The sequence below is a fragment of the Shewanella sp. 1180_01 genome (genome assembly GCF_052850535.1).
In genome coordinates this window covers 1-22316 of record NZ_VXCT01000014.1, presented here as the reverse complement: position 1 = coordinate 22316, position 22316 = coordinate 1, and the positions used below count along the sequence as shown (strand labels likewise).

The following is a 22316-nucleotide window of genomic DNA, read 5'->3' as shown; positions in this document are numbered from 1 at the left end:
TCCCTTGAGTTGACGGTTTTAAAGTCCACCGCTAAACGTCAGCCATAAAAAACGCCCCACAGTTGTGAGGCGTTTTTTATCGTTGGTAGAGTAACCCAAGAGCATTAATCAATATTCAAATACTTATGGGTTTGGATCGATAAACGCCAATTACGGGCAATACACACCTTCATCGCCAGTTCAGTCGCTCTGGGCTTTTGGCTAATCGGCTGCAGGCAAATCGTTTTCGTGGAAATATCGATGCCTTGCAGTAACTCATCCAATTCAGCGATGTGATTTTCAGTGGCGATAGGATGCTTAATCTCATTGGCACGATTCAGCGCCTGCGCTAATACCTTATAACCACCTTTCATGTTCACCTTGGGCGATACCGTCACCCAAGTATCATCGGCACAATTGATGTCGAAGGTGCCACTGGTTTCGATTTGGGTGGCAAAGCCTTGGCTGTGCAAGGTTTCAGTTAATTCGCGTAAATCGTACATACAAGGCTCACCGCCGGTGATCACTATATGGCGCGCAGTGAAACCTTTGGCATGAAAAGCAGCGATAAGACTTTGCGCCGTATGATCTGCCCAGCGACCAATAGTGCCGTCTACGGTAATCACTTGCTCTGGCGTCACTTTATTCACTTCAAGTACATCCCATGTCTGTTTCGTATCGCACCAAGCACATCCCACGGGACAACCTTGCAGGCGGACAAATATGGCGGGCACTCCGGTAAAGACACCTTCACCTTGAATGGTTTCAAATACTTCGTTGACTGGGTAGTTCATGCTGGCGTTCCACTTTTCTGGGGCGGCATTTATAGTGGATTTTAGCTTGAGCTGCAAGTTTTTGCGCCGAGAAAGCCTATTTGATGCAGATCGCCAGAGTTTGCAAGGACTATGGCCTGAGTTACACTAACGGCCTATTTATAAGTGTTCTACGGTTAAGTGAAATCCTTTATGTCAACGAGCTTAGTGTCAAAACCCTTAGCGTCCAAAGCAGTGGTGGTATTCAGTGGCGGACAAGATTCGACAACCTGTCTTATCCAAGCCCTAACCCAGTACGATGAAGTACACGGGATCACCTTTGACTACGGTCAGCGTCACCGCGAAGAAATTGAAGTCGCCAAATCCTTAGCCAAACGCTTGAAGATCACTAGCCATAAAGTCATGGATGTCACCTTACTCAATGAGTTAGCGATATCGGCGCTTACCCGTGATGCGATTCCCGTTTCACATGAGTTAATGGAAAATGGGCTGCCGAATACTTTTGTGCCTGGACGTAATATTCTGTTTTTAACGCTTGCGGGCATTTATGCCTATCAATTAGGCGCTGAAGCGATTATCACCGGCGTATGTGAAACCGACTTTTCGGGTTACCCAGATTGCCGCAACGATTTTGTTAAAGCGATGGAGTCAGCCTTAGTTCAAGGCATGGATAAACAACTTAAGATCATCACGCCCTTAATGTGGCTCAATAAGGCTCAAACCTGGGCGCTGGCGGATAAATATCAGCAACTCGATCTGGTTCGCCACCACACCCTCACTTGCTATAACGGCGTGATTGGTGATGGTTGTGGTGATTGCCCTGCCTGTCATCTGCGTAAACGTGGTTTGGACGACTATCTGCAGGATAAAACCGCAGTCATGGCTTCACTCGACGCTAGCGAGCCTAATGCATGACACGCAGTCCCTATTGGGTCGCGCTGGTGGTGAGTCTGATATGTGCGGGTTTGTATGTCGCAGGCTTAGCCGGTCCTGCTGTCGACAGCCTGCTCGCCTATCGCCGCAGTGCTATTGCTGATGGTGAATGGTGGCGCTTAATCAGCGGTAATTTACTACACACGAATCAGTGGCACCTGTTGATGAACCTTGCGGGTCTGTGGGTTGTGCTGTTTTTGCATCATTTCCACTACCATCTCAAAGGCTTAAGCGCGCTATTCCTGGTATTATGTTTACTCGAAGGCATAGGCTTATATTTGGGCTATCCGCAATTGCTCGGTTATGTCGGCTTAAGCGGCATGTTGCACGGCCTATTCGCCTACGGCGCGGTGCAGGATATTATCCGCAAGCTACGTTCAGGCTATCTGCTGTTACTTGGTGTTATCATTAAAGTCGGCCACGAACAGCTTTATGGCGCCAGCAATGATGTCACCGCCATGATAGGCGCGCGTGTGGCAACCGAGGCGCATTTAGTTGGCTTAATCTGTGGGCTGATTTGTGCTTTAGCGGTATTCATCACGTTGAAGTTTCACCACGTAAAATCCGCCGCTTAGTTCACCTGCACAGATTAAAAAGCCGTCGCAGCATAATTGCTGGACGGCTTTTTTAATCTTGAGCGCTGAGGTCAATCTAGGCCTTGATCAACAAGTCACGCAGATGCTTGACCTCATCACGCATCGCCGCTGCTTGTTCGAACTCTAAGTTACGCGCATGTTCGTGCATTTTCTTCTCAAGCTGATCGATTTGATGGCTCAACTCTGTCGCATCGGCCTTATGGTAATGGAACTTAGGTTCAGCCACTTTGCCATACACAGCTTTACTGTCGCGGCCGTCATCCACATCCATCACATCGGTGATCCGTTTAACCACGCCCTTAGGTGTGATGCCGTGCTTTAAGTTGTGCGCGCGCTGGCGTTCACGTCGGCGGTCAGTTTCACCAATGGCCTTCGCCATCGAATTGGTAATGCGATCGGCATAGAGGATTACTTTGCCATTAACGTTACGCGCGGCGCGGCCAATGGTTTGGATGAGCGAGCGTTCTGAGCGCAAGAAGCCCTCTTTATCCGCATCTAAAATACACACCAGTGACACTTCTGGCATGTCTAAGCCTTCGCGCAATAGGTTGATCCCAACCAACACATCAAACTTACCTAAACGCAGATCGCGGATGATCTCCACCCGTTCGACCGTGTCTATGTCCGAGTGCAAATAACGCACTTTTACACCATGTTCGTCGAGGTATTCAGTCAAATCCTCCGACATACGCTTGGTCAGCGTCGTCACTAACACCCGCTCGTTAACAGCGACGCGCTTGGCGATTTCAGACAATAAATCATCCACTTGAGTCCCAACAGGACGCACTTCTAATTCAGGATCGAGTAAACCCGTTGGCCGCACGACCTGCTCGGCAATCTCACCTTCGCTTTTTTCCAGCTCGTAGACACTCGGTGTCGCCGACACATAAATGGTTTGCGGCATCAATTGCTCAAACTCTTCAAACTTGAGCGGTCGGTTATCCAAGGCAGACGGTAAGCGGAAACCGTATTCCACCAGTGTGGTTTTACGGGAACGGTCACCTTTGTACATGGCGCCGATTTGCGGCACAGTCACATGGGATTCGTCGATAATTAATAGACCGTCAGCGGGCAAATAGTCGAGTAAGGTTGGCGGCCCTTCCCCCGGTGCGCGGCCTGACAAATAGCGCGAGTAGTTTTCGATGCCTGAGCAGTAACCCAACTCCACCATCATTTCCACATCGTATTGCACCCGCTCATGAATACGCTGGGCTTCAATTAACTTGTTGTTATCGAGTAGATATTGCTTACGCTCGCGCAGCTCTTCTTTAATAAACTCAGTGGCGGCGATGATTTTTTCCCGCGGCGTCACATAGTGAGTCTTAGGGTAAACCGTTGTACGGGCGATGCGCTTGATGATATGGCCGGTTAACGGATCAAACTCGCTTAAACGCTCAATCTCATCGTCGAACAACTCAACACGAATGGCATTACGCTCAGAATCGGCAGGGAAAACATCAATCACTTCACCACGCACGCGATAGGTGCCGCGCTGTAGCTCGATATCATTGCGTTTATACTGCAATTCACTGAGACGAATTAAGATATCACGCTGCCCCATCACATCGCCTTGGCGTAGATGCAGCAGCATTTTTAGATAGGAGTCGGGATCGCCCAAACCATAAATGGCCGACACAGAGGCGATGAGCACTACATCTTTACGCTCTAACAGCGCCTTCGTCGCCGACAGGCGCATTTGCTCTATATGGGCATTAACCGACGCGTCTTTCTCAATAAAGGTATTCGATGCAGGCACATAGGCTTCTGGCTGATAGTAATCGTAGTAAGAGACAAAATACTCAACCGCATTATGGGGAAAGAACTCTTTCATCTCGCCATAAAGCTGCGCCGCCAAGGTTTTATTAGGCGCCATGATAATCGTGGGGCGACCTAATTTTTGGATCACATTGGCAATCGTGAAGGTTTTGCCTGAGCCGGTCACCCCGAGTAAGGTTTGGCAAGCTAAACCCGCTTCGAGTCCATCGACTAATTTGGCTATCGCTGTAGGTTGGTCGCCTGCGGGGGCGAATTGCGATTCAAGCTGAAAAACAGATTCTGACACGCGCACATATCCTTTTAATGAGTCGCCCCATTCTAATCAAGTCACCGACTAAGCTCCACCGTTATCCTTCCTGTCGTTAATTCAAGAAGCAATAACACCGCCAGATGACAATTTAGTGGACGAAACATGAAACTTTTAGACCAAGCCATTTTTAACGTTTTTTGCTCACAAAACACCCGTAAACTAAGCAAAAATGCCAATTTAATACACAAGAAATCAATTTCGTTCGATTACAAAATTGCAACCTGATTTTCACCCTAAATAAAAACCACTTGCTTTTAATACTCAATTGATAATATTGAAGTTTATTTTTGCCACCCAAAATAGTGCATTTTAAGTCCGACGCCCATACGCCAAGGCTTTGACGGCCATTTATTCGGACAACTCACAGGGTTATCCACAGATTTTGTTGATAAGTCGAAATAACCTAGAAACCACGCGGGATTGGAGGCTGTGATGCACCATAACAACAGCCACTCAACATTTAGTAATTTAATTACATTTGATAAATGTTGCTACTGTAGCGCGCCACGAGATTTGATAAACGAATTCACCTAAATTGAAAATTAGTGATTAATCAATTACTCGTTGATTCACTTAGTCTGATAAATATGGGTTCACTCAATTTGATAAACTTCTCAATAAGCCCCCTAAATCGAGGGCTATTGAGTCTTTTCTACTTAGTTAATACGTTGGTCTACCAGTTCCAAATGAGCAGTTCTTGTTGCTCTCCTGAACGCTGTGAACCACCTACTGTGTAACGTATTCCCAGCGTCTTCATTTGTAGTCCAGCGAATGCCTCGCGCATCTCTGGTATGTCATTCACACTGATCACCATTTTGCCTTTGATTGTCTTCGCAAGCTCGGCCATCAAGGCATATTGCTCTAGTCCAAACTCTACACCATAGCCTGTCGTACTCCAGTAAGGCGGGTCTAAATAGAACAAGGTTTCAGGCTTATCGTATCGTCTTACGCACTCAGCCCAGTCCAACCGTTCGATATAGGTTCTTGCCAAGCGTAGGTGAGCAACGCTGAGATCTTCCTCAATCCTTAGCAAGTTCAAACCAGCGGGTCGAGACGCTGAACATCCAAAGTTCTGACCTGAAACTTTCCCGCCAAACGCCAGCTTTTGCAGATAGTAAAATCGGCTCGCTCGTTGAATATCGGTTAAGGTCTCAGGGTTAGTATTCTTCTGCCATAGGAACTCTTCACGGCTAATTAAAGCCCATTTAAAGTGCCTTATAAACTCTTCTAAATGGTGTTTAATCACCCGATAAAGATTGACGAGATCGCCATTCATATCATTGACCACTTCCACCCTCGCCTCACCCTTGCTAAAGAACATTGCTGCACCGCCGCAGAAAGGTTCGACATAGGTATGGTGTTCAGGGAATATCGGTAAAATCTGCTTAACTAATCTACGCTTACCGCCCATCCAAGGGATAATCGGTTTTGGCATGTGAGCCTCCTTTTTTAGGATTTTTTATGCTAGGCTCGGTTCGCCGTGTCGACGCGGTGAGGGAGCCTTGGTTGGCTCACAGGGTCTAATCCTGTGTGTTGACGGTCTAGCAGTGTTAGTAGCATTGCTAGACCGCTCTCTTTTATCAAATATCTAATTCAACATAAGTCAGATCGGCGGCTTGCCCTTGGATCTGACCATCAACGATATACACTTTCCCGCTGGCAACGGAGTCACCCAAAACAGTCTGATAACTGCCATCGACGTGCTGTACTGTCGTGGTGCCATTTGTCACGCTAATCACAGTGGCAACACTGCGCTGGGGCTTGGGGTTTAAGTTCGCTAAGCGTTGATAGATGTTGCTCATGCTGCCACCTCATTACGCAATAGCGTCACGGTCTGATTCACAGTAACCATCCCCGTTGACTCATTAACGCTGCCGCTTATGCTGAAGCTTTCACACACTGACTTAAACACCTCGGCACCTTTGCGAACTCCAATTAACATGCCTGGGCGTATGGGCGGTAAATCCGCCATTACCTTAGCGCGAATGCTGTTTTGCACCTTATTACCTGCGTTGGCTAATTCGGCCGTTGCGCGCATTCTTGCGGCTTGATTATCAGTGATTAACTTATCCACTATATCAGCAGTAAAGTTGTCACCAGCGGTCCCGAAACGTTTCACTTTCGCTGCCACGCCTTGCTGTTCACCACGCACAAACACCGCATTAGCATTGGGACGAATGTCGATACGCTCGTTAAATTCGAGGATCACTCCATCGTGCAAAATCACATCGGGAATTGCGCTTGCGGTATTCCAAGGCACGACTGGCCACTGAGGGATCACCGTTATAGTCTGAGTTTCATCGTTCACATCGAGCATGGCCCCAATGCTGTTGGCCATCATGTTAATCGCTTCGGCGGGTGTTTTAGCAGCATAGCTAAAGGCGTTTGCGGGTACAGGGTAATCGCTGATTTTACTGGCGACAGTCCACCCAGTATTGGCAACAATATCGGCCATTAAGCCAATAAAGCTGCGGGCTACTACGTTCACATAGTTGATGGCCTTTCTGTTCGGGCTGGCGAGTGTGGCTAAGCGACCTCGACCTGTCGCGCTATAACTGGTTTTGCCGAAGGCTTTAGATTCGCTGGGAGACTCGCAAAGCAGGTAAAAGTCATAGCCGTTAATACTTATTTTCAGTAATTCATTAGCGGCACGCTCGGCATCAATACGGGATGAAAACGCTAAGCTTCCGCTACTGGCCCATTGCGAACGTGACTGAGAAATGGATACTGATTTGAGCACCACAGAAACGCCGTCACTCACACGAACACAACTGATTTGAGGCTGCATGAGGTAACTCCTTCTGATTTGCGGTTCGATAGGGATCTTAAAATCAATGGTAGGTAACGGTGGATTTGTGCCTATCAGGCCGCCGCCATCGTCCCAGTAACAAACATTGGGTGAAGGGGTAAAGTTGAGCACAATCGGGCTGATAGCGTTCGTCCAAGGTTCACTAAAGCGCAGTGTAACTTTACCTACTGGCGGTAAGTATTTACTGGAACATACCCACCGCGCGGCGTGTGGAGCCCATACAACAAACTTGCTATCGCCTTGGCTTTGAATGTCGGTATAACTAAGCGCTATCTCAGTCGCTAGTTGCTCGCCGATATGCAATTTAACGGTAATTTGCTGGCTCTTGGCTGCAGCTTGTGACCAAGGTATATCAAGCATATATTGCTGCGATTCTGACACGTTCCAATGACTCGCAGCGCGATGACCATGAGGCTCAGGTACCAACCAATTCATATCGAGTTGAAAAGGTACCAACGCATTTCGTCGCCACTCAACAGCGAACACTTCCCCAGCTAATGGCGGCGTATTCCATACGATTACGATTTGCTGTTTTAAGCTGATGCTACCCCATGCAAAAACGGCATTAGCGGCATGCGATTGACTGCGAGTACTGAGGGTAATTTGCTGCTCAATATGTTTGCCTGTCATCATTACAAGCCCACAAGCCATGCCAATACTTCCGGCCCTAATAGGAACATCTGGGATTAACACATTTTCAAAACGCAGACTCAACGGTGAGACAGCATTTAGCCATGGCTCATTAAATCTCACCTGCAATGTCAAAGTGGATTCAGTCATCACTTTAATAGCCTAAATTAACGCTATGGCTGTCAACCAATGGCAGTTTAAACCCATCAATAATTCTGGCATTAAACTGCTCATCAGCATCAAACATAATAAAAATTACCCCTGCTAATGAGTGGTCCTTACGAATAAGATGCTTGACTTGGTTATCTGCTGGAATATCGCGTTGCCATAGTAATCTTAAATTCACCCTTTCTAAGATGGCGAAACGCTCGGCAGCAGGGTCAATATCAACTTCAAGCAACCCCATAGGATAATTCGATTTTTCACGTAAACGTGGTGCAAACTTATCAGGCATACCATTCCCCTGTTCCTATCCAAAGATTTGAAGCACCCACATGACCAGTCGGTAAAAGATAAAAAAGGGTGCCATTCACATTACGGGTAATGGGTAAAAGTGCATCAGTAAACCCCGTAAATGAGGATTGAAATAATCCAGGTACTGTCCCTCTAACTGCGGGATGCAACATACTGTTGGTGCAATTATTCCCCGCTGAATCAAGGTACTGAGAAGCTGGCTGATTTGGCGCGTAGGTTTGTTGTTCTATTTGCACTGGAGCAAAAAACATATTCAACCCATCTATGGGCAAGGTTTTAATGGCCGTGGTGTTATATGTTGACCAAGCCATCTTTACTACCATTTGCTTAGGATTATGGCTGCCATCAGTTTCATGCATTTTAGCTACAGTAGCACTCTGCGATAGATAGGTAATACCGTCAGTCCAAGACGGCGATGTGGTCAGTGATGAATCTGCAACTGAGCCAGATACCATAGTGATAAAACGTGTCGCATCATTAGGTACCACACTGTCAATATCGCCGATAAAAAAACTAGGAAAGTGAGCAGTAGAAAGCTGAGTTCTATCGAAAGGTGAATCGCCATAAGTAAAAAAAATGAACGCTGCAGCAGTGGCAATCAATATCCACTTATAAGGATGCGGAGAACCACTTGCAAAACATCGCCATCCAGCACCATTGGTATTCGCCCAATCAGGATTAAGTGATGCTAAAAATGGGGCTGACTGAAAATAGAAAACTCCTGATAATACGTCCCCTGCAGACCTTGACCAAAACTTAACAAAACTGCCCGAACCCTGTAGGGTAGAATTACGAAAAACAATTTGATTGGAGGCCAAGTCCATAAATGGCACTGACCAGCCAGCCCCCTGCTTTGAACCATAACCATCCACTAAACACTTCTTGAGTACGTTAATCAATTCTGATGGCTTGATGCCCTTTGACAGTTGCGGTGCACCCGCATCATCCCAACGATAAACAGTAACTGGTAAGCCCATTGCAATTGCTCCTATGATTCGTTGCCAAAAAATGACAACACGGCGTTATCTTTAGTGATTTGGCTGTGGCCAACCTGCACATTTCGCAGCAGCATAATCGGATTTGAGGCCGCAAACGTGGCGAAACGAATCGCTTCGCCTTGCTGCCAACCGCCACCCCATGCACCTGAGCGAATAATGAAATAAGGGGCATTAGTCAGGGTTAATCGGTGCAAAATCATTGAGTGTGTCACCTGTGGCGATTTGGCCAAGACGGCGGCCAACACAACGAAATGCGCTGGCTGAGGTCATAATCAATACCCAATCTTCATTCACTGCAGTGGTGTTTTTGACTTCAAACGGATAGTCAACCGCATTCACGTTGCCCGTAGCTGGGTCGCCATCGAGGTCCCAATTGTTGGCCCATGCCGTCATATCCCGCACTCTGCCAACACGCGCCTGCAGGTCACCAAGGATTTGCACACTGGCTAATGTGGTACCTGCTGGATATTCACGGGACAAAGGCTTGGCCAACACAACGCTATTGCCTGAAAACGATGAAACTAGACCGAGTTCCATAATGGTATCGCTCAGCACAAACGGCGCAGCAAACCCAGTAAAATCACTGTTAATCGTGACCGTTCCTGCCACCTTGTTTACCGTAAAATGGTCATTATTAGTGGTCCATAGGCTTGCGCCATTGGCATCGGTAATACCAACAAACTGAGCATTTTCACGAATAGTAAACACAGTGCCGACAGAGCCTGTGACTTGCTGCACTTGAGTATGAGAAAGCGCGACAGTGCCCCATCGTCTGAACATATCGACAATGCCGTCATTGGGGATACGCAGTGGGTTTAGCCCGTAAATCTCGGCGGGGGGTAGCTGGCGCAATTGGTCGGTAATGTCATAGCGCAGCGTGGTTAAATCCACCGGATTGGTAAATAACAGTTCAACCAAACCATCAACAATGGTCCCTTCAATACCGCTACCGGATATGACTCCTTGGTTGTCAGATGAGGCGCTAATAATGGCATGATCGGATATCCGTTCAACCTGCACGTAAAAGCTCTCTAACAATGGATTAGCCACACTCAAGGCAAATTTAGCCGTAGTATCGCCTGCAGCCGCTGCAGTGGTTGATTCAACTAAACCTGAATAGGTCAATTCAAAATCACCACGGCTGACCGTTTGCTTGGTAACGACACCCGTAAAATAATCAATGGTCGCCAGTAACTCAGTGGTGTCATACAGCTTACCGATACCGCTATTCACATTTTCAAATACATCCTGAGGCACATAGTTACTATCGGCAAACACAGCGCGGCCTTTGATACTGCCGACCGTTAGCTGCTTATTGGCTGGGAATGCATTAGCACTTGAGTAAATGCTGTATTTATACGCAGAAACATAATAGAGCGAGACTGTGGGATTATAGGCAACGCGCACATCAGGCCGTAGCGTAACGGTCACGTTCCCCGTTCCGACAGTAATCGACTGAACTAATGAACTATTCCCACCGAAAACGCCAAAAGGATCGGTAGAAACTGCTGTGACAACATCAGTGTCTATCAATAAATCCGCTGTGGTGAAGGTATAGCTGTACGTCCCTTCTGCACTTGGCTGACTAATCACTTTGCGGATCACTTGGCTAACAGTGGCATCGCCGTTATCACTGCCACCCGTGATGGTGTTACCTGGCTTTGGCGCTAAGGTGGTAATCGCAGGCAGTAACGATAATTGAGTCGCGCCCACAGCTAAACTTACCCCGCTGGCGGCGGCAGTCAGCTTAGTTACCCCGTGGAATTTCAATGGTGATGCAATGTTAGATAATCGCAAGCGAGTGCATTTACTCTGGCCATTGATTTGCAAACCTGGTTCTGGTGTCGCAAACGGTATCGGCGGCTCGAATACAACAGTGCCCACCGCGCCAGGCACTATGCTAGTACGAATGACTTTGCAAAAATGGGTTTTGCGGGGCCATGCCACGTTTTCAATGCCAGGATATTCCACGGTGATGCAGATCACTTGGCTAACCTGTAGATAAGTGGTTTTCCAATAGTCGCGGTCATTAAAGCGATAGGACGACTGCAGGTAATCTGAGGAAAACGAGTTTTGGTTCACAAGGAAGCCTGGACCACCTTCACGGATCAATTCCCCTGCTGTGACTGACGACTCAATTATCTCTTTCATATCTGTCATGCGAGACTCATCATCCAGCGCGGCAGACTCGATCATGAATACGTTAACTAATGGGTCTATCGGTGGCTCACTGATAAACACATGTGCATCAATCAAAGTGCTGGTGTCTGGTGTATCGAGCGCCGGAAACGCTTTTACAATGTCGATACTGGATTGGGCATGGTCGATATCGGATATCGCTGAAAATAGCTCATTAAGCTTGCCAGACTGCACCACTTGTTTAGTCCGTTGGCCGCCTGCCTCATTACTTGAACCCAGTAACTCGGGCTTAAATACTTTTAAATCTAAACGGGAAATAGTCATATTAAACGGCCTTTAAACAGTGATTAACTTCAAGGTTATAGCCTCGATTTCGTCGGGGTCGGTATCGCTGTAATTGATCGCTGGCGTGCCGCTAATGGGCTGTTCTCTGTAGTCCCACATCACAGTTAATGCAGTGCCATTGATATCCAGGTTAAAGCTGTTCGCGCCCTTTGAATTGGCGTGGGCCTCAAGGGCGTTAAACACAGATAAGGCTTCTGCATCGCTGAATAACACCACAGGGCGGCCCGCTTGTTTGGCGGCCACTTCAACATGCTGCGAGCCATCGAGCGCAAACTCAGTGCTACTCACAAAGGGCGTATAACCAAAGCGGTTAAGCCAAATAAAATGTGGTAATTGAAGCGTGTCCAAGGTGATCATGAGGTGGCCTTAATCTGTTCTAGTTCGCGCAAAAACAGCTGCTTAAACTCATCAAGCAAATCGGCTTTCACCACATTGCCCGATGGCATTGCCAGCTCTAACCGATAAATTTGTACACTGCCGCCAGTGTTCTGATTACTCACCGATGGCGAAGTGGTTTGGCTTGTAGTACTGCGAGTGGAATTCGTCGCGGTGCTTGCACTGCTTGATGCTCGCTCGATCGCCTGCGCGTTACGTTCTACCGCCTCTGCTTCGATTTGTTTTAGTTTGGTGGCGTAGATTTGCTGACTCAGTTGCAGTGCTTCTTGGGCACTGGCAATGGACTCTTTATCCTGGGCCGTGCGGGCAGCTTCGAGCTGCGCCTTAAGCTCAGCCTGTTGCTGTTCATAGCGACGTTTCTCGATAGCAGCTTGGTTATTGTTGAGCTGATCCATCTCATCTTTGAGACTGCCCAAGGTCGCGTTGATATCGTCACGCAGGCCGAGAATACGATCACGGGTAGCATCAATGGCCGCTTGCAGTGGCTTAAGTTCTTCGTCACCTAGCTCGCGTATATTCCACTTAGCCTCGCGGCTAATTTGATTGACGCGATCGAGGCTAATGCTTGAGCTTTCGAGTTCTTCAGTCCATTTGCGGGTCAGTAAGGTTTCATTGATGATCTGCTTTTCGCGGATAAAAGCTTGGTTACTGAGCTGCGCCAGCACACCCCAAAAGCCGGTATTCACCCGCATATTATTCATGATGCTTTTAGTCAGCTCATCGACGCGGGCGTTGAGTTTTTCAGTGCTATCTTCGTTAAAGTTGAACTGTTTATTTAAGTGGGCATAGGCACCCGCAAACAGGTTGACATACTCAGTAGCGCGGCCAGTGGTTTCCTCTAATTGTTCAAGTTCTTCGCGTTGCTCAATTAAGGTTTTAGTAGTCTTTTTTACCTGTTCGTCAGTCTCTTGCTCACCATCTTCTAAACCGCCCATTAAGCGTTGCAATATTCTGAGCACTTCAACTAAGCGTTCTTTTTGTCGCAGGTATTCTTCCGCCGTGATGCCGCCGTCTTTATAGGCTTGTTCGAGTCTTAACATCTCGTCAGATACAGCGGCATACTTACTTTTTATCTGTTCATAATTAGCAGCTTCGAGTGCCTGAACCTCACTGAGCTGCTTAGTTTGGTCACTTAACTTGCCCTGTAAACTAATCAGATCTTGTTGAGCTTTTGCTTTGGCTTTACTCGATACCGTCGAGCTGTTCATCACATCGCGGCATTGCTTCAAACGGGCTTCAGTTTCTGCCACTGCGCGGCTTAGCTTGGCTTGCTCGGGTGAAAGTTCCTTCACGCTGTCTGTATAGCCGTATTGCTTCGCAGTCAGCTCGCTCAGTTCCTTGGTTAGTCCAAGGGTAGCGGCTTGCGCTTTCAAGGTTTCGGGTACCGCTGCGCCCGTCGCTTCGGCGGCCGTTAATGCCGCTTTAGCCCAGGCTAAAAATGCATCCTTTTTTGCTCAATCGGTTCACGGTTGTTTTTAATCAGATTAAAGGCCGCTTCGGCTTTCGTATTCACCTGCTCTAAGGCATGGCTACTGGTCAGCCCTAAGTCCTTATAGGCTTGTTCCAATGCCTCTGCGCCCTTAGCCGTGGCATCAAGATAGGTTTGCTGCTCTTCAAACTTGGCGCGCAGTAATGTGAGTAACTTAACGTGGCCTTCGTATTGCTCCCCCGCCGCTTTCAACGGCACTAAGGCGGCATCAATTTGGCGAATGAAACCGCCCATACCACCTTTAACGCCATCGAGCGTTTTAGTTTGTTCGCTTAAGGTAAAGGTCAGGCGCAGCGCTTCTTCAACCGTTAGTTTAATCGGCTCAACGACTTCAACAGCTGCCTGTTTAACTTCTTCCATCGCTTTCGCGGCGTTCTTCCACTTACCAGTGGCGTCGTCATAAATCAGTTTGCCTTCGTCTACCGCCTTGTTGAACTCGGCCATAGTGGTAAAGGCTACGCCCGTTTGCTCACTGAGATCCTTAAGTGAGTACTCCAACTGTTTAGCGCTAGACGCGGCAGCGCGTTTAGATTTTTCCAGTGCTTCTTCGGCGATCAATAACTCTTGGTATACCCGAGCAACCTCGATCAACTCGCTAATCAGGGCTAAGTACAAACCCGCTTTAGCCGCTGCAGCCAAGGCGGTTTTAAGTTTGCCAGCAGCTAAGGCCGCGCCCTCACTCGCCGCAGTGATACCCATGATCGCGCCAGTGTAAAGACGCATCACGCCGATGGCGGCATTGGCTCCGGTAATCACATCACTAAAATAGCTACCGACTTTTAATGCTATAAATGCCTTAGCCACAAAACCAATTTCATCACGGTAGTGGTACAGCATAGCCGCGCCATCTTGCACCGCTGTACCTATGCTGACGATCGTGTCGCTGACTTGCTGCGCCCATTCCTTTAAACGGCCATCAGCGGCCATGGCGGCAAACTCAAGATTCAACTCACTGATCTGGCCCTTGAGCCAATCAAGTGCACCGGACTGAGCCACGAGATCATAGAAGGATGAAAGGTTATCTTTAAGGTTTGATACTTGGCCACTGAGCAAAGCCATCTGCGCCGCTGCGCTGCCATTAGCGGCTCGGCCCATTTCATCAATCAAGCCTTGGATCACATCGCGGCCAAGCTTGCCTTGCTCACTGAGTTTTTGCAGTTCGGTGGTGTTCTTGCCCGTGACCTTAGCCAGCATGTCCCATACGGGCACGCCGCGCTCAATCAACTGCAGGATCTCCTCACCCTGTAGCTTTTGTTTTGCCCAGGCTTGGCCGAGTGCCAAGGTGATCCCCTCGACCTCTTGAAAACTGCCACCCAGTTTAAAGGCTTGATCCACAATCGCCTTCATGGTGCCGTTCATAGGATCGAGGCCAAAGGCTTTGGCCTTCACAAACGCTTGATTGACTTCGTTCAGTTGTAGCGGCACATCGATGGCGAATTGCTTTACCCAAGCGGTGGCTTGTTTGCCAGATTCAAAACCGCCCATCACGGCATTCATTTGCACGCCAAGACGTTCGAATTGATCGCCCGTGGCAAAGACATCCTTCACCGCTTGGGCCACGCGGTCAAAGCCCAAATAAGCACCCGCTAAGGCGGTCACTTGGCCGATCACGCCACGCAGGGAACTGGCATGATCACGGGCGCTGGCATTGCCCTTAGCTAACTGATTAGCAAACTTATCGACATTGCGGCCAGTGCCGTCAAATTCGGCGCTTAACTTGCGCTGCGCTGTGGTCAGGTTGTTGTAGTCAATGCCCGATTTCGACAGAGCATTTTGCAGCTTAGTGTGGCTGGATGATTGCTGCGCTAACTCGCGCTGCATTTGCTCCAGCTCTTTTTCGGCCACATCAATAGAGCGTGCCAGTTGCACAAAAGGCGCATCCGTTTGGCTGGCACGTTGCTTTAAGTCCTGCAGTGCTAGGGCAGCAGCAGTGACAGCAAGCTCTTGTTGTTCAAGCTCATTGCGTGACCGCTTAAAGGTGTTGATCAGGTCTTGCTGGTTAGCCAGTTCATCGAGCTTATTGGCTAAGGTATTGGCTTTTTGGCTGGTCGATTGGCTGCTATCGCCTACGTCATCAAGCCCAGTTGCTAAAGGCTTGAGGTCATTAGTGAGCTGCTCTGTTTGGTTGCTGGTATTACGGCCGCTTTGGGCCACTTGCTCTAACTTCTCGCTTAACGGATCAAGGCTGTTTTTAAGTTCATCAACTTGATTCGCACCCGCTTGGCTGGCATCACTCACGCCATCGAGTTCATCAGCGAGCGCCTGCGTCTTAGGATTCGCCGCATCCGACTCAGTGCCGATGCGCTTAAGCTCATCGACTAAAGCCGCTATGTGTTGCTTGCCCGTGGCTTCTGCCACGATCCGCAGGGCGAGTTCTAAGGTTTTATCAGCCATGGCTATCTCGTTAATGCTCTCGTTAGTATCTAAATAATCGATGTTTAAACGGCGGTTAAATGGGGATTAAAGGGCATGGCAATTGAGTACGGCCATGCCCTTGGGTTAAGCAAAACAGCTTACGCATCCATCTCTAGGTACTCGAACGGATGATCCTTACCCGCGACTAACTGGGCTTTACCCGCAAGGGTGGCGCTCACAAACTCACTGGCGGCAAAATCGATCGCAGCCGTAGGCGATAAGCTGGCGTCGAAAACATCGAGCTTAATCGGCTTGCCTGTTTCTAAGTTGGTACCTTCACCGAAGATCCGCGCACGGGTTTGGGCGTTAATGCCACCGCGAATGAGGGTGCCGCTAATGGCGTTATGTTGGCCTGTCACAGTCACCGCGCCGCCCGCTTCAATAGCGCCGCCTTTTACGGCGCGCACTAGCCCTAGGGCATAGTTCACCTCATAGTCAGTGCCCAGCACTAAGGTGGCAGCGTCTTTCTTCACCACAAAACCGAGGGCGGCAAAGTTACTTTCAGGTAGCTGTACCCAACGCTGATTATCAGGCAAGGTCACGGCCTCATCGGTTAAGGTGCCGCTGCCCGTGTTCAGCACTTGGGTATCGCCCAGCAGTGCCATAGCAATCAGTTCGGCAGGTTGATCGTCGAAGGACCATTCCACCTCAACAGGCTTAGAAATTTTCACCACGCTTAAGGCTTGGCCATAGCTTTCCTTCTTTTTACTGCCACGTACCTTTTCTTCGGCATCGGTTTTGATGGCGAGCTTAGTGGTGTTGATGGGGCCAATGATCCCCGTTGATTGCCCTTGGGCATTTAAGCGGTCAACAAAGAAGTTGCCTGCGACTAATAATCCATTCATAGGATTTTCCTCATATTAAGTTGTTGGGTTAACTAGGTTTGAATCTCAGTTGCACACTTAACGCCACGGGGTAATAACCGTGGCTTTTAGTGAAACGGGGTTTAATCGGGCTGTTTACTCGCACAAAGGGGCCAAGCATCTGACCATCCACCGCAATGGACTTACCCACAATCGCGTTTAACAGGCTGACTAATAGCTCACCTGCGTGGCCTTCGTGAATAGATAAACGGCAAGCCAATACCACAAGCCAAGTCTGCTTAATTTGGCTGGTGTTGCCGCCTTGGGCCGTATCCGCCAGCGTATCGCCCATATACATCACATGGGCGGCGGGGGTGATTTGGCTGCGCTCATCCACTTCACTTAGCTCATTAGCTTGATAAACCTTTTTCAGCTTCTGGCTCGTCACTAATGGCTCAAGCAGTTGAGTCAGCGCATCACCTGCAGCAAGGTAGTTATCTTTAATTTCAAACATCAGATAAACCCCTTAGACGATGCACGGCCAAACACGCTGCCTGCACTTTCGATACTGACCACTAACTCACTTTGGCTAGCGACTTCACCCGTATCAGCTAGCCCCAAACTGATATCGCCTTTGCTCACTGCGGTTAAAAACTTCACCACAGCGGTATAGCGTTTCTCGACTTGTTCAGGGGCTTTATCGCCATACAGGAAGTAACGGGCAATATCGCAGCAGTTACGCTCAAGCACGGCGGGAACCGTGGTTAACGGCAAGGTGTAACGGCCCACGATATAGCCATCAATCTCAGCCGCAGCATCACGCAATGCTTGCTCAAGCACGACGGTATTGATTTCCCCTGGCACACTGCCTTCGCGCTCGGTGAGTAGCATTAAATCCTGTGCACCAAAGCGACTCAGCATGTTGTCAGGGGTGGCGTACATGGCTCTTGTGATGGCTAAGTCGGCCATGGCTATTCACCTGCTGCGTTGGTGACGGTGCCCGATGTTTCAGTGCTTTCCGTTTCAGCGCTTGGGGTAGCCGTTTCGTTTTCACCTGGCACAGTGACTTTTACTGCCTGAATCGCACTAACTAAGTCAGTTTTATTCATCGAGTTAACACCCGTGATCGCCAAGTCTTTTGCCAGTTCTTTCAGCTCTTTTACTGACAGTTCACCCAAGGCTTTCTCTTCACCATTGGGCTCTTTCACACCAGTGAGCGTGCCTGTGATATCGGTACCTAATGTCTGATCACCGTCTGGAATGTCCACACTCCCCGACGCTGGTGCCATATCACGCACGGATACTTTAAGGCGCTGGTCAGCTTCAAACGCTGCAACTTGCTCATCCGACAACTCGGCCAGCGGTATAAGGTTTTCGCCTTTGGTAAGCGCCATGCCAGCACGGCGGTAGCCAGTGTGCGCAAGACAGACAACCAACAGGACTTGAATGTTCTTAGAAAGATTCGCCATTTCATTGTTACCTCACTCGATGTTGGGGTGCAGGCGCATCCTTGTGCCTGCGATTCGCTGCTCAAACTTAAGGGGTGAACACCTAAAGCTGTGGCACCACAAGGATCTCGAACTTGCCTTTCAGTTCGTTATCCACGGTCACGCCGCCTTCATCAATGCGCTCACGGGTCATTAACTTGAGTGCGACGTCTTCAAGAGAAGCTGGGATCACCAACAAATTGGGGCGAATCTTGAGCTTCTTACCGCCATCGCTGGTAAAAGCTTGCATGGCTTTGTAAGCGCTCCATAGGTTGGTGGCATTGAGAGTACGCTTGTTGGCGAAGGCCATTTGCCAGAAGCCAAAGCCCGCTTCACAGCGCATATCGGTACCGAACTGGAACTCGTTATTGGTCCAAACTGCAGGATCGGTTGGATTAAACAGGGTGTTTAAATCCAGCTTGCGACGCTCTTGGAAGATGAGTGGCTTTAATGGGCGTGTGGTATCGAGCAAAAACCAAGGTTCCCCCGTATAAGCGCCATCAACCACCATGTTGGCCACCGATACGTCAGCACCCGTTCCATCGTGCTTCTCGTTAACGGGATGGTCAGTGTCAAAAAAGTTCTGCCCGTCATAACACAAAGTGCCAAAGCCTTCTGCTAATAGCTCGAACACCAGATCATCGGGAAACTCTTCACCTTCCTGTGCCAATGCCTGCACCATAGGCTTGTAAATCCCTAAAGTGTCACCTTCCACATCATCACGACTAATACCTATGGTGGTTTCAAAGGTACGGTTAGTGATTGAATAACCATGCTCTTTGATGGAGTTGATCACCCGCGCACCAATCCATTCACGCATGGTCGGCATTGAGCCTAACCAGCCGTAGGTATTGGACTTAGTATTGCTTGGCACAACTGAGGCAATTTTTAAAAACAGTGGATCAGTCTTAGCTAAAGCATTTTGAAACTCGCTACGCACCATAGTGCGCAGGGCTTGTAATACTTGGGCGTTAATAGCAGCCATTATTTTTGCTCCTGATCAGCGGCGATAGCTTTAGCAAAGTCAGCGTGCGACATGCCCCAAGAATCAGCCATTTTGATTTGGTCGGCAGTCAGTGCCGCGAGTTTGGTTCCCTTGTCCTTGATAGGATCGGGAACTGTGGTGGTTTGCTTGGCCGTTAATGCGGCAATAGCCACACGCTCACCCAAGTTGGCTGTAAGCGCCGCCATGGATTGCTGGCCTAACTTGGTTAGGTAATCACGTTCACACTCAAAGGCTTTGCCTTCGTCTATTGCCGCCTTCACGGTTTGCTCAACGGTAAGCACGCCGTTTTCAGCAGTTAGCGCAACCAGCTGCGCGCGCAGGGCCGCGACCGTGGCCACTGGAACATACTGGCTTAGATCAACCGAGGGCGATGTAGCACTCAGCGCGGTAAGCTGTTGCTTTAAGCCATCAGCGCTATTTGCTGCCGTGGTTAGCGTATTAAGTGCAGATAGCGCCGCGACCTCTTGCTCAGCGGTTAAAGCTGTCACGTCATCTGGAATTTCAACGCCCAAGGCAGCTAAGATTTTTTTAAGTAATGGGTTCACATGGAGTCCCTCCGGTTGGGTTGGATTAGATTCATTTGCAGATAATTGAGTGAGTGCCAATGCTGACAGCTGCGCTAATGGCAACATGCCATCGACACCAGGGCGGTTAGTTAACGCGGCTGAGTGGATAAATTGCGGGCGGCCAGTGCTGGTGTCGTAACCAAACACTAGGCTGAAGTACTTGTATTCTTTGGCAGTGAGATAAGCGATGGCGTTATCGGTAAAGCGCGGCTTAATGAACAAGCCCTGCCCTTGTCGATATTGCACGTCATCGATGTTGAACCAACCCGCAGCGGGTGCAGGCTGGCCATTCTTCTCTTTGTTGAGGGTTTGGTGTTCGTAGTCAATAACCAGATCACCGGATTTATGGGGGGTGTTTGCTTGCAGGGCAGTGAACGCAACGCTATCCATCAACCACTTGCCACCAGCCACATCATCAGGGCGACCATCTACGGCAGCAAAGTGACCATCAGGCAGCGCCTGAATGTAGCCATCTTCACCAACCCCATTGCCGCCAAACATAGCTGCGGCTTCTGGATTGACGTTTAACTGACTGCTTAAGGCGGCAAAGCCCAAAGCTGAGGTGGTTGCAGACATAAAAAAGGCACTCTCAATAACATTGGAGTGCCTATGATGATCTCGCTGTAATCACAAGCGGATTGGAAAGGTTTCGGGATTACAGTTCTATCAGATCTGTAAATCCGATTTAGCAATATTTATAATATTTCTATATGATCTTGTAGCGGCAGATATATAATGGAACAAATACTCATCATAACTAACAGCAGGCTGGTCATCGAAAGATAGTTCACCACGTTGCATTTTAGAGGCAAATTCTTTTAATTCTTCTTCCCTCCAAACTTGATGCGAGTTTATAAATAAGCTAATAGAACGTATAGCTTCATCACTTAGAAATAAAACACCCTTTTTATTCAGTAAGCTTTTTAACCTTTCACTGAGCTTAATTAACTTGTTGCCTATGATTTCTTCAGATTTAGCGTATGCTTCTTCCATAATGTCTTTTGCTAAGCTTTCCGCTTCATCTGAGGGCCGCTCATCCCCAGATGTCAGACTACGTGCGCATTTTTGTGCATCCGTTACGAGTTCCTCGATATGTAATGCGTGTTCCCTTGCTTCTAACAAGATTTCAATTAATTCTAAGAATAAATCTTTTCGAAATTGCCATCGTTGCTCATCTATCCAGGATTGATGCTGTAGGGCTAGTTTCACCAAGTCAAATTCGGACTTAATTTTCTCAGTCTGTGTAACAAGGTCTGATTGATGCTCAAGAATTTTATCTTGTTTTTCCTCCAACATTCTAAATTTTGCATTTTCTTTTATGTAGGCAGTAAAATAAATACCAACCGCAGCGACTATTAGTGTGATTAAAATAGTTTCAAACTCTGAATTAAACATATCTACTTCAACCCTAAAAACCATTAAATTAATACTAGACATTTAAAAACTACATATCTAATTCCAAGGCTTGAACTTTGTTAACTGTACCAACATATGAACCGATACCTTTTTTTTGAGAAGGATTCTCACTTTTATTATATTTATCATAGAAAGATGCAAACCTTTGCCTTTCAACTTTCAAATCTAAAGCACTTAGCTTTATGTTGAAAATTGTAGTCTCAGTTTCTGGTCCATGGCTTTTATCTTTATTAATTATAAAGTTGGACTTTTCTGCGGAAAGAATAATACTATCATACCAAAATTGTAGTGATACATTAGATTTAGACGAAATTAAAATATCATCCATATATACTGTCACACAGACATCCTTACTCTCTCTACACTTACTTAATACAATTCCCAGATAACTCTTTTCAAGACACAAAGAAGCGAGCATAGGTGACTGCGCAAATCCATAAGGTAATGAATGTGAATGCTGCCAATCTCCACACTGCGGAACAGTGGACATTTTCGCAAACCCTCGAGCATCTTCATACGAATAGAAACTCCTTAATGCTCTTGTTACTCGAGATCGGCTTATCGAACCGAAAAAATCGTGCAAATCTAACTTAGCAAAATAAGTATTAGCCAAATGCAATTTAACAGCTGAAACATGGCCCCCTGCTCTCAAGTGGAAATAAAAATCAGGTTGAATCCATTTAATTTTAAGTTCTGAAACAAGGCCTCGCCCATTTATAAGACATTCAGTCGTAGGTATGAATACCCAGCGCTTAGGCTTTATTTCAAATTTGTTACTCCAGCTAACATCATAGCCCATAAGTGTATTTTACTTTTAAGTAATTAAAAGCCACGTTAAAGATGTGTAGAACAAGGTTTATCAACACGCATATGCGTGTCAACAAACATACGACAGATGTCGCAAGTTCTATACGATCTTTAACTCGGCAGTGGTTACAATTGCTCATAATCACGCCCTCCGTATACCCCTTGACAT

18 protein-coding genes and 2 pseudogenes are annotated in these 22316 nt (G+C 47.8%); 2 read left to right on the top strand and 18 right to left on the bottom strand.

The window, feature by feature from the left end; genetic code table 11:
• Positions 1-104: 104 nt before the first annotated feature.
• Positions 105-773, bottom strand: a complete 669-nt coding sequence (queE, locus tag FW758_RS09895) for a 7-carboxy-7-deazaguanine synthase QueE (RefSeq protein ID WP_012197102.1) — start codon at positions 771-773, stop codon at positions 105-107.
• 171 nt (positions 774-944) lie between these two features.
• Between queE and queC the strand changes: the two genes are divergently transcribed.
• On the top strand, positions 945-1667 hold the full coding sequence (gene queC / locus FW758_RS09890; RefSeq protein WP_107404460.1) for a 7-cyano-7-deazaguanine synthase QueC: 723 nt from the start codon (positions 945-947) through the stop codon (positions 1665-1667).
• Positions 1664-2260, top strand: coding sequence for a rhombosortase (rrtA, locus tag FW758_RS09885; RefSeq protein WP_446445290.1), 597 nt, complete (start codon positions 1664-1666; stop codon positions 2258-2260). The genes queC and rrtA overlap by 4 nt, the downstream gene beginning before the upstream one ends.
• A gap of 76 nt (positions 2261-2336) precedes the next feature.
• On the opposite strand, the gene uvrB is transcribed toward rrtA, so the two are convergent.
• The 17 genes and pseudogenes from uvrB to FW758_RS09800 form a co-directional block, all read right to left on the bottom strand.
• The gene (uvrB, locus tag FW758_RS09880) at positions 2337-4343 is read right to left on the bottom strand and encodes an excinuclease ABC subunit UvrB (protein ID WP_446445289.1); all 2007 of its coding nucleotides are present in this window, start codon (positions 4341-4343) and stop codon (positions 2337-2339) included.
• A 697-nt stretch (positions 4344-5040) separates the two neighbouring features.
• Positions 5041-5802: a DNA adenine methylase gene (locus tag FW758_RS09875; RefSeq protein WP_063884395.1), complete on the bottom strand. Its 762-nt coding sequence runs from the start codon at positions 5800-5802 to the stop codon at positions 5041-5043.
• Positions 5803-5947: 145 nt separating this feature from the next.
• Positions 5948-6169: a hypothetical protein gene (locus tag FW758_RS09870; RefSeq protein WP_446445288.1), complete on the bottom strand. Its 222-nt coding sequence runs from the start codon at positions 6167-6169 to the stop codon at positions 5948-5950.
• A complete protein-coding gene (locus FW758_RS09865; RefSeq protein ID WP_446445287.1) occupies positions 6166-7956 on the bottom strand; it encodes a hypothetical protein in 1791 nt (596 codons plus the stop codon). Before FW758_RS09865 ends, FW758_RS09870 begins: the two co-directional genes overlap by 4 nt.
• A gap of 4 nt (positions 7957-7960) precedes the next feature.
• Positions 7961-8260, bottom strand: a complete 300-nt coding sequence (locus FW758_RS09860; protein WP_006087203.1) for a hypothetical protein — start codon at positions 8258-8260, stop codon at positions 7961-7963.
• The gene (locus FW758_RS09855) at positions 8253-9257 is read right to left on the bottom strand and encodes a hypothetical protein (protein ID WP_006087204.1); all 1005 of its coding nucleotides are present in this window, start codon (positions 9255-9257) and stop codon (positions 8253-8255) included. Before FW758_RS09855 ends, FW758_RS09860 begins: the two co-directional genes overlap by 8 nt.
• A gap of 11 nt (positions 9258-9268) precedes the next feature.
• Positions 9269-11741 (bottom strand): annotated as a pseudogene (locus tag FW758_RS09850) (hypothetical protein).
• Between the two features lie 12 nt (positions 11742-11753).
• Positions 11754-12119 (bottom strand): hypothetical protein, encoded by a 366-nt coding sequence (locus tag FW758_RS09845; protein WP_263256554.1) that lies wholly within the window; start codon positions 12117-12119, stop codon positions 11754-11756.
• Positions 12116-16041 (bottom strand): annotated as a pseudogene (locus FW758_RS09840) (tape measure protein). Before FW758_RS09840 ends, FW758_RS09845 begins: the two are co-directional and overlap by 4 nt.
• Before the next feature lie 119 nt (positions 16042-16160).
• Positions 16161-16907 carry a phage tail tube protein gene (locus tag FW758_RS09835; RefSeq protein WP_446445286.1) on the bottom strand — a complete coding sequence of 249 codons (747 nt, stop codon included), beginning with the start codon at positions 16905-16907 and terminating at the stop codon, positions 16161-16163.
• Between the two features lie 28 nt (positions 16908-16935).
• Positions 16936-17379 (bottom strand): phage tail terminator protein, encoded by a 444-nt coding sequence (locus FW758_RS09830; protein WP_446445285.1) that lies wholly within the window; start codon positions 17377-17379, stop codon positions 16936-16938.
• Positions 17379-17834, bottom strand: coding sequence for a gp436 family protein (locus FW758_RS09825; RefSeq protein ID WP_259574567.1), 456 nt, complete (start codon positions 17832-17834; stop codon positions 17379-17381). The genes FW758_RS09830 and FW758_RS09825 overlap by 1 nt, the downstream gene beginning before the upstream one ends.
• 2 nt (positions 17835-17836) lie before the next feature.
• A complete protein-coding gene (locus tag FW758_RS09820) occupies positions 17837-18334 on the bottom strand; it encodes an HI1506-related protein (RefSeq protein ID WP_446445284.1) in 498 nt (165 codons plus the stop codon).
• Positions 18335-18416: 82 nt separating this feature from the next.
• The gene (locus tag FW758_RS09815; RefSeq protein ID WP_446445283.1) at positions 18417-19337 is read right to left on the bottom strand and encodes a Mu-like prophage major head subunit gpT family protein; all 921 of its coding nucleotides are present in this window, start codon (positions 19335-19337) and stop codon (positions 18417-18419) included.
• Positions 19337-20500 (bottom strand): phage protease, encoded by a 1164-nt coding sequence (locus FW758_RS09810; RefSeq protein ID WP_446445282.1) that lies wholly within the window; start codon positions 20498-20500, stop codon positions 19337-19339. The genes FW758_RS09815 and FW758_RS09810 overlap by 1 nt, the downstream gene beginning before the upstream one ends.
• A gap of 90 nt (positions 20501-20590) precedes the next feature.
• Positions 20591-21361 (bottom strand): hypothetical protein, encoded by a 771-nt coding sequence (locus tag FW758_RS09805; RefSeq protein WP_063884383.1) that lies wholly within the window; start codon positions 21359-21361, stop codon positions 20591-20593.
• A 7-nt stretch (positions 21362-21368) separates the two neighbouring features.
• Positions 21369-22139, bottom strand: a complete 771-nt coding sequence (locus tag FW758_RS09800; protein ID WP_446445281.1) for a reverse transcriptase domain-containing protein — start codon at positions 22137-22139, stop codon at positions 21369-21371.
• Positions 22140-22316: the final 177 nt, after the last annotated feature.